General features: G+C 67.7%; 16 protein-coding genes. 6 read left to right on the forward strand and 10 right to left on the reverse strand.

What is annotated here, in order from left to right:
- Window positions 1-15: 15 nt before the first annotated feature.
- Genes HWX87_RS10875 through HWX87_RS10890 form a run of 4 tightly spaced genes read right to left on the reverse strand, consistent with a single transcriptional unit; the run spans window position 16 to window position 4931 of the window.
- On the reverse strand, window positions 16-891 hold the full coding sequence (locus tag HWX87_RS10875; RefSeq protein WP_176047141.1) for an HlyD family secretion protein: 876 nt from the start codon (window positions 889-891) through the stop codon (window positions 16-18).
- A gap of 12 nt (window positions 892-903) precedes the next feature.
- Window positions 904-1107 (reverse strand): DUF1656 domain-containing protein, encoded by a 204-nt coding sequence (locus HWX87_RS10880; RefSeq protein WP_011351756.1) that lies wholly within the window; start codon window positions 1105-1107, stop codon window positions 904-906.
- A complete protein-coding gene (locus HWX87_RS10885) occupies window positions 1104-3308 on the reverse strand; it encodes an FUSC family protein (RefSeq protein ID WP_176047142.1) in 2205 nt (734 codons plus the stop codon). Before HWX87_RS10885 ends, HWX87_RS10880 begins: the two co-directional genes overlap by 4 nt.
- A 15-nt stretch (window positions 3309-3323) precedes the next feature.
- Complete coding sequence (locus tag HWX87_RS10890) at window positions 3324-4931, reverse strand: efflux transporter outer membrane subunit (RefSeq protein ID WP_176047143.1); 1608 nt, start codon at window positions 4929-4931, stop codon at window positions 3324-3326.
- A gap of 157 nt (window positions 4932-5088) precedes the next feature.
- Between HWX87_RS10890 and HWX87_RS10895 the strand changes: the two genes are divergently transcribed.
- Both HWX87_RS10895 and HWX87_RS10900 read left to right on the forward strand, forming a co-directional pair.
- On the forward strand, window positions 5089-6030 hold the full coding sequence (locus tag HWX87_RS10895; protein ID WP_176047144.1) for a LysR family transcriptional regulator: 942 nt from the start codon (window positions 5089-5091) through the stop codon (window positions 6028-6030).
- Between the two features lie 117 nt (window positions 6031-6147).
- On the forward strand, window positions 6148-6300 hold the full coding sequence (locus HWX87_RS10900; RefSeq protein WP_006476208.1) for a hypothetical protein: 153 nt from the start codon (window positions 6148-6150) through the stop codon (window positions 6298-6300).
- A gap of 59 nt (window positions 6301-6359) precedes the next feature.
- On the opposite strand, the gene HWX87_RS10905 is transcribed toward HWX87_RS10900, so the two are convergent.
- From HWX87_RS10905 to wrbA, 4 genes are read right to left on the reverse strand one after another with little or no spacing between them, the layout of a single operon-like run.
- The gene (locus tag HWX87_RS10905) at window positions 6360-7199 is read right to left on the reverse strand and encodes a metallophosphoesterase (protein WP_176047145.1); all 840 of its coding nucleotides are present in this window, start codon (window positions 7197-7199) and stop codon (window positions 6360-6362) included.
- A gap of 25 nt (window positions 7200-7224) precedes the next feature.
- Window positions 7225-8646 carry an FAD-binding oxidoreductase gene (locus HWX87_RS10910; protein ID WP_176047146.1) on the reverse strand — a complete coding sequence of 474 codons (1422 nt, stop codon included), beginning with the start codon at window positions 8644-8646 and terminating at the stop codon, window positions 7225-7227.
- 18 nt (window positions 8647-8664) lie between these two features.
- Entirely contained in the window at window positions 8665-9057 is a 393-nt protein-coding gene (locus HWX87_RS10915; protein WP_176047147.1) for a DUF2069 domain-containing protein, read from the reverse strand.
- On the reverse strand, window positions 9054-9674 hold the full coding sequence (gene wrbA / locus HWX87_RS10920; protein ID WP_176047148.1) for an NAD(P)H:quinone oxidoreductase: 621 nt from the start codon (window positions 9672-9674) through the stop codon (window positions 9054-9056). The genes HWX87_RS10915 and wrbA overlap by 4 nt, the downstream gene beginning before the upstream one ends.
- A gap of 145 nt (window positions 9675-9819) precedes the next feature.
- Between wrbA and HWX87_RS10925 the strand changes: the two genes are divergently transcribed.
- Window positions 9820-11151, forward strand: a complete 1332-nt coding sequence (locus HWX87_RS10925; RefSeq protein WP_176047149.1) for a YihY family inner membrane protein — start codon at window positions 9820-9822, stop codon at window positions 11149-11151.
- Window positions 11152-11167: 16 nt separating this feature from the next.
- On the opposite strand, the gene HWX87_RS10930 is transcribed toward HWX87_RS10925, so the two are convergent.
- Window positions 11168-11485, reverse strand: coding sequence for an Mpo1-like protein (locus HWX87_RS10930; RefSeq protein WP_011351766.1), 318 nt, complete (start codon window positions 11483-11485; stop codon window positions 11168-11170).
- A 157-nt stretch (window positions 11486-11642) separates the two neighbouring features.
- Between HWX87_RS10930 and HWX87_RS10935 the strand changes: the two genes are divergently transcribed.
- The 3 genes from HWX87_RS10935 to aroC all read left to right on the forward strand — a co-directional run bounded on the left by HWX87_RS10935 (window position 11643) and on the right by aroC (window position 15520).
- The gene (locus HWX87_RS10935; protein ID WP_006488504.1) at window positions 11643-12098 is read left to right on the forward strand and encodes a CBS domain-containing protein; all 456 of its coding nucleotides are present in this window, start codon (window positions 11643-11645) and stop codon (window positions 12096-12098) included.
- A gap of 139 nt (window positions 12099-12237) precedes the next feature.
- Complete coding sequence (locus tag HWX87_RS10940) at window positions 12238-14172, forward strand: MFS transporter (protein WP_176047150.1); 1935 nt, start codon at window positions 12238-12240, stop codon at window positions 14170-14172.
- 247 nt (window positions 14173-14419) lie between these two features.
- Window positions 14420-15520 (forward strand): chorismate synthase, encoded by a 1101-nt coding sequence (gene aroC, locus HWX87_RS10945; protein ID WP_176047151.1) that lies wholly within the window; start codon window positions 14420-14422, stop codon window positions 15518-15520.
- 144 nt (window positions 15521-15664) lie between these two features.
- On the opposite strand, the gene HWX87_RS10950 is transcribed toward aroC, so the two are convergent.
- The coding region (locus HWX87_RS10950) for a 4Fe-4S dicluster domain-containing protein (RefSeq protein ID WP_176047152.1) at window positions 15665-16219 on the reverse strand (555 nt) is incomplete at its 5' end.

Raw genomic sequence — 16219 nt, forward strand, 5'->3', positions numbered from 1 at the left:
CGGGCCGTCCGGCCGTTACGACTTCTTCTGCTTGTCCGGATCGATGATGACCGTGCAGGTCGTGCCCGCCGACAGCACCACGTCGGCCGGCACTTCGTCGATCTTGATGCGCACCGGCACGCGCTGCGCGAGGCGTACCCAGTTGAACGTCGGGTTCACGTCGGCGACGAGGTCGCGGCTTTGCGGGTTGTCGCGATCGTAGATGCCGCGCGAGATGCTCTCGACGTGGCCCTTCATCACGCCGCCGCTCATCAGCCGCATCTCGGCCGGCGCGCCGATCTTCACGCGCGGCAGCTTGGTTTCCTCGAAGTAGCCGTACACCCAGAACGAGTGGCTGTCGACGATCGCGAGCTTCGCCTGGCCGGCCACCGCGTAGTTGCCCTTGAACGTCTGCAGGTTCGTGACGTAGCCGTCGACCGGCGCGACGACGCGCGTGCGCTCGAGGTTGAGCTTCGCGGCGTCCAGCGCAGCGATGGCCTGCTGGTACTGCGCGTCGGCGCTCGACGCGCTGTGCGCGGCGTTCTCGCGGTTTTCCTTCGACACGACGAGCGCATCGAGATCCGCGCGGCGGGCCGCGTCGTCGCGGCGCATCTGCAGTTCCGCGCGGCGGGCGGCGACGGCCGCCTGAGCCTGCTCGACCGCGATCTGGTAGTGCGACGGATCGATCTGCATGATCAGGTCGCCTTTCTTCACGAGCTGGTTGTCATGCACGGGCAGCTCGACGATCGCGCCCGACACGTCCGGCGCGACGTTGACGATCTCGGCGCGCACGCGCCCGTCGCGCGTCCATGGATCGTCCATGTAGTGCACCCACAGCGAGCGCCCGATCAGGATCGCGACGAGAAGGATGACGGCGGTCGCGACGAAGCCGAAGAGTTTTCTGAGAATCATGATGGTTCGGAATCAACGGTAAACGGCGAGACTCAGTCCGCCGCAAATGCAGACGAGAAGGCAGGCCCGGAACAGCGACGGGTGCCAGACGAGACGGTAGAGGCCCGTATAGGCGAGCAGGCGGTCGACGGCCCAGGTCGCGAGCGCGCCCAGGACGAACATCAGCACCACCGTCGGCATGTAGGCATCGAGAATGGCGATTTCACGCGGCATCATGACGAGGCTCCTGGTTGGGGACGCACGGGGCGGTTGCGGTTGAGCGGCTCGAGCGGCGATTCCGGATCGAGCAGCGCGGTACGCACGAAATGCAGGTGGCTGAGGATGCGCTGCAGCCGGTGGCGCTCCTCGCGCGACGGCTCGAACGCGTCGAGCGTCTGCCGCGTCGCGTCGATCGCCGCATTGGTCGCGGCGAGCGTCGCGTCGAAACGCGCGGCGTTCGGTTTCGTGAACAGCGCGGCCAGCGCGGCGCGCATCGTCTCGATCGCGCGACGCCACGGCATCGCCGGCGCATAGCGCGGGTCGAGCGGCAGCGTCGCCAGTTCGTGGCGCAGGTCGATCGTCGCGTTGCCGGCTTCGAGCACCGCGAACATCCAGCGCAATGCGTCGCGCTGCACGTCGGGCTGGTCGGCCGACAGCGTGTGCGCCTGGTACATCAGGTCGCGCGCGCCGCTCTCGAAGCGCGTGCGCAAGCCGGCGAGCCGTGCATGGCCGGCCGCGACGGCCTGGTGGCGGAGGTCGGCGAACAGCCGCTTCTTGAGCCATGGCGCGGTCGGCGGGAACAGCACCGCGAACGCGATCGCCGACACCAGCATCGACAGCACGAGTGCGAGCGCATCGTTCATGAAGCTGGTCGGGTCGTAGTGCGTGATGCTGTCCGGGCCCGCGAGGAAGCAGAAGAAGATCAGGTAGCCCATCCCGTAGCCGGCGAGCTTCGGTTTCAGCGTCATGTAGATGCCGATCGCGAGCAGCGGCGCGAGTGCCACGCACAGCAGCGGGAAGCCGTCGATGTGCGGATAGATGCCGAACGTCAGCAGGAAGCCCGTGCAGACGGCGAGCGCCGTGCCCATGCCCATCTGCGCGGACATCGCGGTCGGACGCGGCGTCGACGACGCGAGCGCGCAGGTGGCCGCGGCCGTCAGCGTGAGCGTCACGCCGCTCGGCCACGCGGTCTCGATCCAGAACCAGCCGAGCACGAGGATCACGGTCGCGGTGCGGATCGCCGCGATCACCATCGCGGTCACGTTGGTGCGCGGCTCGTAGCGTTCGATCCAGCGTTCGCGCTCGTGCGTCGCGGTTGACAGCGACGCATAGGTCGCCGCGTACTCGTGCAGGTCGGTGATGAAGCGGTACAGCAGCTCGGCGGCCGTATCGAAGTCGAGCAGCGGAAAGTCCGGCTGCGTTTCGAGCGCCGCGCGCGTCGCACGGATGCGGCGCGGCAGCGCGTCGCGCCACGCGAGCAGTTGCTCGGCCGCGTGGCCCGCGTCGGCCGACGTGCGCACGGGTTCGCCGGCGTGCGTCAGCAGCAGCGGCGCGATTTCGCGGAAGTACGGCTCGATCGCGTCGATCGCGGCCTGCGCGCCGGCCGCATGCAGCCGGTTCATCAACTGGTGCAGCGCGTGGAAGCGGCTCGATGCGCTCATGAACTCGCTGTTCAGCCGCGCGAGGCGGCCGCTGCGCATCCGCGTGTCGGGATCCTCGAACACGGCCATGCTGCGCGCGGCTTCGAACCCGACCACATCGGCGACGAAGCGCGTATGGATGGTTTCGATATGCGCGCGGTCGAGCGTGCCCGACAGCGCCGATGCGACGTAGTCGACGAAGCTGCCGAAGCGCTTGCGCACCGTCGTGCGCATCTGCTCGCCGGTGGTCTGCGGAAACACGAGCGCGCTGACCACGCCGGCCGACACGATCCCGACCATGATTTCGGCCACGCGCGTCATCGCGCTCATGAACGCGCCGTCCGGGTGCTGCGAAGCGGGCAGCCCGATCAGCGCGGTCGTGTAGCCGGCCAGCAGGAACCCGTAGCTGCGGAAGTTGCGGTTGCGCGCGGCGCCGGCCGTGCACAGCGCGACCCACAGCGCGACGGCCAGCAGGAAAAGCTGCGGCTGCTGCGGGAACAGCCCGACGAACGTGAGCGTCGCGATGAGCCCGAAGATCGTGCCGGCGACGCGGTAGAAGCTCTTCGCGAGCACCGCGCCGCTTTGCGGCTGCATCACGATGAACACCGTCGTCATCGCCGTTTTCGGCGCGGGCAGGTCGAGCCGCATCGACACGCCGGTCGCGATGAACGCGGCGAGCAGCGCCTTGAACAGGTAGAGCCACGCGGCGCCGTCGGTGCGGGCCCAGTCGCCGAACGCGGCGGTCCAGGCCGCGAACGGGCCGCCGGCGGGTGTGGAAGCGGGGGAAGAGGCGGACATGGCAGGCGCTCCGCGTTACCGTGCGGCCGTCACGCCGGACGAGCCGGTGCTCGCGACCCGCGCGGGCCGATTGGCTGCCGCCACGGGCTTGGTGCCCGACGCGGCGGCCGGCGCGGCGGCGCCGATCGCCGTCTCGTTCTTTGACGGATGGCCGCCCCGCACGTCCGTGCCCGTCTCGACACCGCCGCCGAGCGCGGCCATCAGCTGCGCATGCACGGCGAGGCGTTCCGCATCGATGCGGGCGGCCGTCTCCTGCGCGCGCAGCAGCTGCTGTTGCGCGATCAGCACGTTCACGTAATCGGTCAGCCCGCGACGGAAGCCTTCGCGCGACAGCTGGTAGCTGCGGTCGTTGGCGGCCACCGAGCGCGCGGCGTCCTTCTTCTGCGTATCGAGCGAGCGGATCCGCACGACCTGGTCGGCGATGTCCTTGAGCGCGCCGACGATCGTCTGGTTGTAGCGCTCGACCGCCTGGTCGTAGCCGGCGTTCGCCGCGCCAAGCTGCGCACGCAGCCGGCCGCCTTCGAAGATCGGCAGCGACAGCGCGGGGCCGGCCGTCCAGCCGCCGTTCATCGCGCGCAGGAAGTCGGTGAACGGCGCGGTCACGCCGAAGCCGCCGACCGTCGCGAGCAGGTCGATGTTCGGGTAGAACGACGCCTTCGCGACGTCGATGCCGCGCGCCTGCGCGTCGACCGTCCAGCGCGCCGCGACGACGTCGGGGCGGCGGCCGAGCAGGTCGGCCGGCAGCGCCGACGGCAACCCGGCCGGCGCGTCGAGCGACAGCTGCGGCCGCTTGATCGCGTCGCCGGCGCCCGGGCCCTTGCCGGCCAGTGCGGCGAGCTGGTGGCGCGCGAGCTGGATCGCTTCTTCGTAGCTGTCGATCTGGCGTTCGTAGTCGGGCAGCGTCGATTCCGCCTGGCTCACTTCGAGCTGCGTGCCGAGGCCGGCCTGCAGCCGCTTGCGCGCGAGATCGGCGAGCGAACGCTGGCGTTCGAACGTTTCGTGCGCGAGGTCGAGCAGCGCGTAGTTCATCGACATGCCGATATAGGCGCGCACGACGTTGACTTCGAGTTCGAGCTTCGCTGCACGCGCGTCGGCGGCGGTCGCATGCGCGGTGTCGAGCGCGCGTTCGGTCGCGTTCTTGTCCTTGCCCCACAGGTCGAGGTGGTACGACAGCCCGAGCGTGCCGGTGTTGTTCCAGGTGTCGGTGTTCGCGAGCGGGCCGGGGCCGTAGTACACGTTGTCCGGCCAGTGCTGGCGCATCAGCGAGAGGTTGCCGTTGATCTGCGGCAATTCGGCCGAACGGGCCACGCGCGCCATCGCCTGCGCTTCGCGCACGCGGGCCTCGGCCGCCGCGAGGGTCGGGTTGCCGGCCTGGGCGGCGGCGATCCACGTGTCGAGCTGAGGATCGCGATAGGCACGCCACCAGTCGGCCGCGGGCCAGCCCGCGTCACGGTCGGCCGCGCGGATGGCCGCCCCGCGGATCGCGGCGCCGGCGTCGAGCGCGTTCGCCTCGGTGCGGGCCGATTGGGGCTTGTTGTCGCCCATGCTCGCGCATCCGGCCATTATTAATGAGACTGCAAGAACCGCCAGTGCGAGCGTCCCTTTTGTCGCCGGAGACTGCACGATTTTCTCCCTTTCGGATATAGATGAGTCGGATGCGATTATATTTTTCAGTGATTCCTGAATAAATGGACAACGGTGCAAGTCATTTTTACGAATCCTGAGATAATATTTGTTGGCGCCTGTGCAACAATCCCTCCGGATTCACACGGGTAATGGGATGGATACGTTACAAAACATGCGGGTATTCGTCCGCGTGGTCGACGCGGGAAGCTTTACCGCGGCCGCCCAGCAGATGAATTCGACCACCGCCTATGCGTCGCGCGCGGTCTCGGATCTCGAGGCGCACCTGCGCACGCGTCTCCTGAACCGCACGACGCGCCGGATCGCGCTGACCGAAGCCGGCGAGCGCTACCTGCAGCGCTGCGAGCAGATCCTGGCGTATGTCGACCAGGCCGAAGCCGAGGCCGGCGACGCGCATGCGCGCCCGTCGGGCAAGCTGAAGGTCCATTGCTTCACGAGCCTCGGCCAGCACTACCTGGTGCCGGCGATCGCGCGCTACCGCGAGCGCTATCCGGACGTGCACGTCGAGCTGACGCTCGCGCAGCGGATGCCCGACCTGCTCGACGAGGGGTACGACGTCGCGATCGTCGTCGGCCGCGACCTGCCCGATTCGGGGCTCGTGTCGCAGCGGCTCGGCGAGAGCTACAGCGTCGTCTGTGCATCGCCCGGCTACGTCGAGGCGCATGGCGTGCCGCAGCGGCCGGCCGATCTCGCCCAGCACGTGTGCCTCGGGATGGTCGCGCCGGGTTTTCACTTCGACGAATGGGCGCTGGCAGGGCCAAACGGCGACGAGGTCGTCCCGATCACGGCGCCGCCGTTCCGCGTGAACGTCGCCGAGGCGCTCGCGGTGGCCGTGCGGGAAGGGATGGGGGTCGGCGGGTTGCCGCTCTATTCGGCGATCGGCTGGTTGCGCAGCGGACACATCGTGCGCGTGATGCCGGAGTACCGGTCGCACGTGATGAACATCTACGCGCTGTATCCGTCGCGCCAGTACCTCGATGCGAAAATTCGCACCTGGGTCGATTTCCTGCGCGACGAGCTGCCGGTCACGCTCCAGGCCGACGAGGCCGCGCTCGAGCAGTACACGCGTGCGACATGAGAGCGCGGTTGATCGCAATCTGACGAGATTTGTCCTTCACGCAACATTTTTTTACGAACGCGTGTCAGACAGTTTGATACTGTGGGAATTAACGAGATAAGCAACCCCGGAGTAGCAATGGATACGCACCTGATGATCGGCCTTGGCGTCCTGCTGGGCGCGGCCGCTGCCGCCGCGGCGACGCGCGACCTGCTGCGCGCGATGAAGGCGAAGGCGCAGATGAAGCCGGTTCCGGTTCGCGTGCGCGAGCCGCGTCGCCCCGGCCGCTGATCCTGCCGTCACGCGAGGAGGCGGGCAGGGCCGCGCAATGCGGCCTGGCGGGCCGGTGTTCAGCCGAGCTCGACGACCTTGTCCCAAGCGAATGCGGTGTTTTCCCGTTCGCCGGTACGCCGGTGGATGTAGCCGCGCGGGTTGCACACCACGCGCGTGCCGCCGTCCGCAACATAGTCGAATGACGTATGCGTGTGGCCGTGGAGCCACAGATCCACGGGCGGCTGCACCAGTTCCGCCATGTCCGTCACGAACCCCGCCGAAGCGAGATCTTCCGCATAGCGTTCCGCCAGCGAGCGCCGGTGCGGCGCATGATGGGTGACGACGATCGTCTTGCCCGCGAACGGCGTCGCGAGTTGCGTTTCCAGCCACTTGCGGCTTTGCCGGTGCAGCGCGATCGCGTCGGCCGGCGAGAAATCGCGTTCAGCAGCACCGGGCGTACCCGGCGCCGCATGCAGCGCCGCGTCGTGCGGCCAGGTCACCTGGATCAATCCCTTGAAATCGAGCATTACGCGCAGCGCGGCGTCGATTGCGCCGGCCATGCTGGCTTCGTCGTTGCCGAACAGTGCAAAATCGGCCCAGAGCGTCGTGCCGAGCACGCGGAAATGCTGCTCGGGATCGACGTAGACGCCGTTGTTCAGGTAATGCACGTTGTCGAGCGTATGCGCCGCGTCGCGCATCGCCGTCTCCAGCGCGCCGAATTCCCCGTCGTAGTACTCGTGGTTGCCCGGCACGTAGACCACCGGTACGGCCGGGTCGAACGTTTCGGCGGCCCAGCGCAGGCCTTCCGCGTGATTGTGGATGTCGCCGGCCAGCACGACGAGATCCGCATCGGCATGCGCGATCACGTCGGGCTGGTTGCTTTCGAGATGCAGGTCGGACAGGACGCGGACTTTCACGGGCGGGGCTCCGGAGTGGGCGGCTTCAGCGCAGGACCTTGCCGGGATTCATCAGGCCGCGCGGGTCGAGCGCGGACTTCAGCGTGCGCATCAGCGTCGTTTCGACCGGCGACTTGTAGCGCTGTGCGTCGTCGATTTTCAGCTGTCCGATTCCGTGTTCCGCGCTGATCGTGCCGTGATGGCGGTGCACGTTGTCGTAGACGATCCGGTTGATCGGCGCCTGGAACGCCGTGAGGAACGCCTTCGCATCGCCGCCTTCGGGCATCTGCACGTTGTAGTGGAGGTTGCCGTCGCCGAGGTGGCCGAACGTGACCATCCGCGCGCCCGGCGCGGCCTGCTGGATCGCTGAGTCGGTCTCGTCGATGAAGCGCGCGACCGACGAGATCGGCACCGCGATGTCGTGCTTGATGTTGAGCCCCTCGTCGGCCTGCGCGAGCGGGATGTGCTCGCGCAGGTCCCAGAACGCGCGCGACTGCGCGAGATTCTCCGCGACCACGGCGTCGACCACGAGCCCGGCCTCGAACGCTTCTTCCATCAGTTTCTCGAACAGCGCGCGCGCATGCGCTTCGCTTTCGTTGTCGGACAGTTCGAGCAGCACCGTCTGCGCATGCGTCTGCGCGAACGGATAGCGCAGTTGCGGATAGTGCTTGCCGACCAGCTGCATGCAGAAATCCGACATCAGCTCGAAGCCGGTCAGGAGCGGCCCGGCCGCGCGCTGCGCGAGCGACAGGAAGTCGAGCGCCGCGTGCGGCGATTCGAGTGCGGCGAGTGCCGTGACCTGCGCGGCCGGCAGCGGATGCAGCTTCATCACGGCCGCCGTGATGATCCCGAGCGTGCCTTCCGCGCCGATGAACAGGTCGCGCAGGTCGTAGCCCGTGTTGTCCTTGCGCAGTCCGCGCAGGCCGTCCCAGATTTCACCTTGCGGCGTCACGACCTCGAGCCCGAGGCACAGCTCGCGCGCGTTGCCGTAGCGCAGCACCGCGGTGCCGCCTGCATTGGTCGACAGGTTGCCGCCGATCGTGCAGCTGCCTTCCGCCGCGAGGCTCAGCGCGAACAGCCGGCCGCCTTCGCGGGCGCGCGCCTGCACGTCGGCGAGAATCACGCCGGCTTCGACGGTGATCGTGTTGTTGTGCGGATCGAGCGCACGCACGCGGTTCAGGCGCGCGACGCTCAGCACGGCCTGGCTGCCGGTCGCATCGGGCGTGGCGCCACCGGCGAGGCCCGTGTTGCCGCCTTGCGGCACGAGTGCGACGCCGTGCGTGTTGGCCAGCTTCACGAGTGCGGCGACTTCGGCCGTGTTCGCGGGCTTCAGCACCGCGCACGCGGTGCCCTTGTAGCGGCGGCGCCAGTCGGTCAGGAACGGTTCGGTATCGTGCGGATCGGTCAGCACGTAGTCGGCGCCGAGCGCGTCGCGGCACGCGGAAACGAAAGCTTCGGAGGACATCATCACCTTGTCGCGTAAGGGTCAGGACGCAGCGCGCGACTTTTTCGCCGCGCGCTTGTACGGCGCGACGTACGCCAGCGCCGCCACGAAGAAGCCGACGGCAAGCGCGGTCTCGCACCAGCCGAGCGTCGCGGACAGCCCGCGATCGGACATGCCGCGCACGATGCCTTCGGCAAAATAGACGAGAATCAGCATGCTCGCCCACTGCATCGTATAGATGTTACGCCGCCAGACGCCGGGCAGTGCGAGCGCGAGCGGCACGGCCTTCAGCATCAGCGCCGAGCCGCCCGGGCGCAGCGGCGCGAGCCACAGCTCCCACGCGAGCGACAGCGCGATCAGCGCGACGAGGCACGCGGCGGCGGCCAGCGCATAATGCGGCCGGGCTGCGACGGCGGGGCGGGCGGGGGCGTTCATGCGGCCTCGGCGGCTTGGGCGGCCGACAGCGCCGCGGCCGCGCGCGCGAGCCGCACGCCGAGCGCGGCCGCGAGCGTTTTCTCGTCCGCGGACAGCCCGCCGGGCGCCGTGCGATCGTGCTGCGCGACATGCGACGCGCCGTACGGCGTGCCGCCGGTGCGCGTCGTGCTGAGTGCCGATTCGGTGTACGGGATTCCGACGATCATCATCCCGTGATGCAGCAGCGGCAGCATCATCGACAGCAACGTCGATTCCTGGCCGCCATGCAGGCTGCCCGTCGACGTGAACACGCTCGCCGGCTTGCCGGTCAGCGCGCCCGACAGCCATTGCGGTGTCGTGCCGTCGAGGAAATACTTGAGCGAGGCGGCCATGTTGCCGAAGCGGGTCGGCGAGCCGAGCGCGAGGCCCGCGCATTCCTCGAGATCGCGCAGTTCCGCGTACGGCGGGCCGTCGGCGGGGATGTCGGGGGCAGTGGTTTCGCAGACGGTCGACACGGGCGGCACGGTGCGGATGCGCGCCTGCATGCCCGGCACGCTGTCGATGCCGTTCGCGATCGCGAGCGCGAGATCGCGCGTGGCGCCGTGACGGCTGTAATAGAGGACGAGAATGTCTTTCATGGGCTACGGAGCCGCGTGCGGCCGCGCGCGTGCCCGGTGCAGTCGGCCCCTGCTGGAATCGAGCGGCTATTATAGGGGCTGAAGCCGTCGCGCAGCGCGGCGGCGGCGCGCCGTGAGGCGCGCGGCATCAAGAAGGAGAAGTCGTTTGCCGAAGTTGAGCGTCGATCTCGACACCCTCAAGCGCCTCGCGCAGTTCGCGGCCCGGCGCAGCGCCGAGGATCGCATCCCGCAAGTGGCGGGCAGCCTGACCTTCACGACGATGCTGGCGCTCGTGCCGCTCGTGACGGTCGCGTTCGCGCTGTTCACCGCGTTCCCGATGTTCGCGTCGTTCCAGATCTCGCTGCAGGGGTTTCTCGCGGATCACCTGATGCCCGCGCAGTTCAACATCCAGATCTTCAAGTACCTGAACCAGTTTGCGTCGAAGGCGAAGGGGCTGACGACGGCAGGCCTGATCGTGCTGGTCGTCACGTCGGTGATGACGATGATGACGATCGAATCGGCGTTCAACCTGATCTGGCGCGTGCGCAAGCCGCGGCCGTTCGCGCAGCGCGTGCTCGCGTACTGGGCGTTGATCACGCTTGGGCCCTTGCTGTTCGGCGTGAGCCTGTCGATCTCGTCGTACCTGTTCACGCAGTCGCTCGCGTTCACCGGCGCCGGGCCGTCCACGTCGATCGTCGAGTGGCTGCTCGCGCTCGCGTCGCTGCCGCTGACGGTGCTCGCGTTCACGCTGCTGTACGTGTACCTGCCGAACTGCGCGGTCGCGTGGCGCGACGCGGTGATCGGCGGGCTGTTCGCGGCCGTCGCGTTCGAGCTCGCGAAGCGCGGCTTTGGCTACTACGTGCGGCGCATTCCGACCTATACGGCCGTCTATGGCGCGTTTGCGGCGCTGCCGGTGTTCCTGCTGTGGGTGTATCTGAGCTGGTTCATCGCGCTGCTCGGCGCGATGGTGGCCTCGGCGCTGCCCGCGATCCGCGTCGGCCAGTTCCACCGCATCCACTATCCGGGCAGCGACCTGCTCGACGCGCTCGAGCTGCTCGCGCGGCTGGCCGAAGCGCGCGCGGCCGGCAAGCGCGGCCATACGGCGATGCGGCTCGCGACCATGTTGCGCTGCGACATGGAAACCGCGCAGCGCTTGCTGACGACGATGGAGGAGCGGGAATGGATTGCGCGGCTCGACGGCGGCGGCGAAACCACGCCGCGCTACATCCTGCTCGCGAACCCGGAGCAGCTGACGCTCGCGCAACTGTTCGACGTGCTGGTGATCGACCGCACGGAGCTGACCTACCAGCTGCAGCGCCGCCGCAGCCACGTCGAAGGCGCGGCGCTGCTCGCGGTGCTGTCGAGCGACCGGTTCGACGTGACGCTCGCGTCGTTGATCGCCGCGCACCGGCTCGCAGGCGCGCAGACGGCAGACATCCCCGGGCAGGCGCCCGACGGCGTGCCCGACCCGCACGCGCGGCCGCCGCGGCCTGCGTGAAGGCGGAGCCCGGCGGTTACAGCGGAATCTTGCCGGTGCAGATGTCCTTGAACATCACCCAGTCGCCCATCAGGCTGTAGATCGGGTGCCGGAACGTGGCCGGGCGGTTCTTCTCGAAGAAGAAGTGTCCGACCCACGCGAAACCGTAGCCGCAGACGATCGCCGCCGGCAGCCACAGCCAGTTGCCGGTCGCGATCGCCATCGCGACGCAGCCGATCACGCCGAGCGAGCCGATGAAGTGCAGCCGCCGCGACGTCAGGTTCTGGTGTTCGTTCAGGTAATACGGGTAGAAATCCGCGAAGCTGGCGAATTGCTCCGAATGCGTATGCGCCATGGCCGTCTCCTCGGGCCGCCATCGATGGGGTCATTGTGCGGCGGCTGGTCCGTGTCCGCAAGCGGGGGCGGGCCGCCGCGCCGGGCCGCGCTTTCCTTTTGACAGGCTTTCCGATAGGATCGAAAGAGATTTTGCATTCAAGCATGAGGGGACTACGATGCGCGTCAGCGATATTCTGAAAGTGAAGGGCAACACGCTGTTTACGGTGACGCCCGATAAACCGCTGCGCGAAGCGGTCGACACGATGGCCGAACACGATATCGGTTCGCTCGTCGTGATGGAGTACGGCGATCTCGTCGGGATGCTGACGTTCCGCGAGATCATCCTGCGCCTGCACGTGAACGGCGGTGCGATCGGCGACGTCCAGGTGCGCAAGGTGATGGACGAGCCGCTCACGTGTACGCCGGAAACCGACGTCAACGAAGTGCGCCGGATGATGCTCGAGCGTCACGCGCGCTACATGCCGGTGCTCGACAAGAAGGTGCTGATGGGCGTCATTTCGTTCTACGACGTCGCGAAGACGGTCGTCGAGGCGCAGAGCTTCGAGAACCGGATGCTGAAGGCGTACATCCGCGACTGGCCGGAATCGGAAGCCGAAGCGCACAAGCCGTGAACCACGCCGCGCCCGGCACCTTGATGCATGGGCGCCGCCATCCGGCATGCGGCGGCGCAGGCTTGTCCTGCGCCGCCGTTTTTTCAACGACAACACGAGGCCCGCGCAGCTTCGCCGAGACGACGCGCGCGTATTCCGCATGAGCGATCACACGCAAGCCACTTCGGAGCGGCGCGACGAGCGGCGCGCCCACGCATCGCAGTTCGACCTGCTGCGCGAGCGCCGCTTCGCCCCGTTCTTCACCACCCAGTTCCTCGGTGCGCTGAACGACAACGTCTTCAAGATCGGCTTCACGTCGCTCGTCACCTATCACACCGCGCGGTTCTCCGGCGTCGACGCCAAGACGGCCGCGTTCCTGATCTCCGCGATCTTCATTCTGCCGTTCGTGCTGTTTTCGGCGACGTCCGGCCAGATCGCCGACAAATACGACAAGGCGACTCTCACGCGCTTCGTGAAGACCTTCGAGATCGCGCTGATGCTCGTCGGCGCGGCCGGCTTCGTCACGCATAGCGCGACGCTGCTGTATCTGTGCACGTTCATGATGGGGATGCACTCGACGCTGTTCGGGCCCGTCAAGTATTCGTACCTGCCGCAGCATCTGGGCGAGCACGAGCTGGTCGGCGGCAATGGCCTCGTCGAAATGGGCACGTTCATCGCGATCCTGATCGGCACGATCATCGGCGGCGCGGCCGCGGGCATCGAAGGCGCCGGCGAGCGCGTGCTCGCGGTGAGCGTCGTCGTGATCGCGCTCGCGGGGCGGCTCGTCGCGCAGCGCGTGCCGTCGACGCCGGCGCCGCAGCCCGATCTCGTGATCAACTGGAATCCGTTCAGCGAAACGTGGCGCAACCTCGGGCTCGCGCGCCAGAACCGCACCGTCTTCCTCAGCCTGCTCGGCATCTCGTGGCTGTGGTTCGTCGGCGCGACGTTCCTCACGTCGTTCTTCAATTTCGCGAAGGACGTGCTGTCCGCGAGCCCCGACGTCGTCACGATCCTGCTCGCGACCTTCTCGGTCGGCATCGGCCTCGGCTCGCTGCTGTGCGAGCGGCTGTCGCAGCGTCGCGTCGAGATCGGCCTCGTGCCGCTCGGCTCGATCGGCATCAGCGTGTTCGCGATCGAGCTGTATTTCGCGAGCCACGCGCTGCCGTCGCCCGGCCATCTGCTGTCGGTCGGCGAATTCCTGGCCGGCGCGCGCCACTGGCGCATCCTGGCCGACCTGTTCCTGCTCGCGATGTTCGGCGGCTTCTACAGCGTGCCGCTGTACGCGCTGATCCAGAGCCGCAGCGCGCCGACGCACCGCGCGCGGATCATCGCCGCGAACAACATCCTGAACGCGCTGTTCATGATCCTGTCGGCCGTGATGGCGATGGGGCTGACCAAGGCAGGCGTCGACATCCCGGGGCTGTTCCTCGCCACCGCGCTCTTGAACGTGATCGTCGCGACGTATATCTACCTGCTCGTGCCCGAATTCCTGCTGCGCTTCGTCGCGTGGGTGCTCGTGCACACCTTCTACCGGATCCGCCTCGTGCACGCGGAGCGGATCCCGGCGGAAGGGGCGGCCGTGCTCGTGTGCAACCACGTCAGCTACGTCGATGCGCTCGTGCTGGCCGCCGCGAGCCCGCGCCCGATCCGTTTCGTGATGGATCACCGGATCTTCAAGACGCGCTTCGCGAGCTGGGTGTTCCGGCATGCGAAGGCGATCCCGATCGCGCCGCGCCATGAGGATCCCGCGATGCTCGCGCGGGCGTACGACCTGTGCGAGGCCGCGCTGAAGGACGGCGAACTCGTGTGCATCTTCCCCGAGGGCAAGCTGACGAAGACGGGCGACATCAACACGTTCCACCACGGCATCACCGAGATCCTGGGCCGCACGCCGGCGCCGGTGATTCCGATGGCGCTGCGCGGGCTGTGGGGCAGCTATTTCTCGCGGCATTCCGATGCGCGGATGCCGCGCCCCATCAAACGCGGCGTGATGAGCCGGCTGACGCTGGCAGTCGGCGAGCCGATCCCCGCGTCGGTCGCGACGCCCGAGTCGCTGCAGGCCGCAGTGACGGAGCTGCGCGGCGCGCGCAAGTAGTCGGGCGGGCTGGCGCAATCTCGATGGCAAGGCGGTATGATCGTGCCGCTTTTGTCGCCTGAAGGACGGCTCGTCTATGCCGCTCCGACCGCTGAGTGCGGCCCGGAGCGCGCCGCACGTCGCGAACCGTCGGGACGGCTGGCATAATATAGGCTTGTCTATATTCCACGACTTCCGAAATATAGGTCTGTCGATATTTCGACAGGCCATGTATTGGCTTGTCTAATTTTCTTTGGGCGGTTCCATCATGTCCGGCAATACCCTCGGCACGCTTTTCACTGTCACGACCTTCGGCGAATCGCACGGTCCCGCGATCGGTTGCGTGATCGACGGCTGCCCGCCGGGGATGGGGCTGACCGAAGCTGACATCCAGGTCGAGCTCGATCGCCGCAAGCCCGGCACGTCGCGGCACGTGACGCAACGGCAGGAGGCCGACGAGGTCGAGATCCTGTCGGGCGTGTTCGAAGGCGTGACGACCGGCACGCCGATCGCGCTGCTGATCCGCAACACCGACCAGCGCAGCAAGGACTACGGCAACATCGTCGAGACGTTCCGTCCCGGCCATGCCGATTACACGTACTGGCAGAAATACGGCATCCGCGACTACCGCGGCGGCGGTCGCTCGTCCGCGCGCCTGACCGCGCCGATCGTCGGCGCAGGTGCGGTTGCGAAGAAGTGGCTGCGCGAGCGCTTCGGCGTCGAGGTGCGCGGCTACATGAGCGGCCTCGGCGAGATCGACGTGCCGTTCGTCGATTGGGCGCACGTGCACGAGAACCCGTTCTTCTCGCCGAATGCGGCGGTCGTGCCGGAACTCGAGGCGTACATGGATGCGCTGCGCAAGGAAGGCGATTCGATCGGTGCGCGCATCGACGTCGTCGCATCGGGCGTGCCGGTCGGCTGGGGCGAACCCGTGTTCGATCGTCTCGATGCCGATATCGCGAAGGCGATGATGAGCATCAACGCGGTGAAGGGCGTCGAGATCGGCGCGGGCTTCGACAGCGTCGCGCAGCGCGGCTCGGTGCACGGCGACGAGTTGACGCCGGGCGGTTTCGTCGGCAACCATGCGGGCGGTGTGCTTGGCGGGATTTCGACGGGGCAGGACATCACCGTGTCGATCGCGATCAAGCCGACGTCGAGTATCCGCACGCCGCGCCGCTCGATCACGAAGGCAGGCGACGAAGCGACGGTCGAGACGTTCGGCCGCCACGATCCGTGCGTCGGCATTCGTGCGACGCCGATCGCAGAGTCGATGCTGGCACTGGTGCTGATCGACCACGCGCTGCGCCATCGCGCACAGTGCGGCGACGTCGAGACGTCGACGCCGAAGATTGCCGGCAGCGCGACCTGACGCAAGCGGGCGGGGTGCTTCGAGCCTCGTGTCGCCTGACAGACGTGCCGGGAATGCAAAACGGGGCGCTGCTTCAAGCAGCGCCCCGTTTCGTTTGTGGCGGCCCACAAAAGCGCGCCGCTCGTGGCGGCGCGCTGTGGCGGATTACATGTTCGGGTAGTTCGGCCCGCCGCCGCCTTCCGGCGTGACCCACACGATGTTCTGCGTCGGGTCCTTGATGTCGCAGGTCTTGCAGTGCACACAGTTCTGCGCGTTGATCACCAGCCGGTCGCTGCCGTCGTCGTTCTTCACGAACTCGTACACCGCCGCCGGGCAGAAGCGCCCCTCCGGCCCCGCGTACGTGCGCAGGTTCACGTTCACCGGCACGTTCGCATCCTTCAGCGTCAGGTGCGCCGGCTGGTTCTCTTCATGGTTCGTGTTCGAGATGAACACCGACGACAGCCGGTCGAACGTCAGCTTGCCGTCCGGCTTCGGGTATTCGATCGGTTGGCATTGCGACGCCGGCTTCAGCATCTCGTGGTCCGCATGCTTGTGGTGCAGCGTCCACGGCACATTGCCGCCCATCATCTTCTGTTCGAGCCCGACCATCAGCGTGCCCAGGTACAGGCCCTTCGCCATCCACTGCTTGAAGTTGCGCGCGCGGTACAGCTCCGTGTACAGCCACGACTGCTTGAAGGCATCCGGGTACGCGTTGAGCTC

Origin of the sequence: Burkholderia sp. BCC1644, from assembly GCF_902833225.1 — a bacterium.
Lineage (GTDB): Bacteria > Pseudomonadota > Gammaproteobacteria > Burkholderiales > Burkholderiaceae > Burkholderia.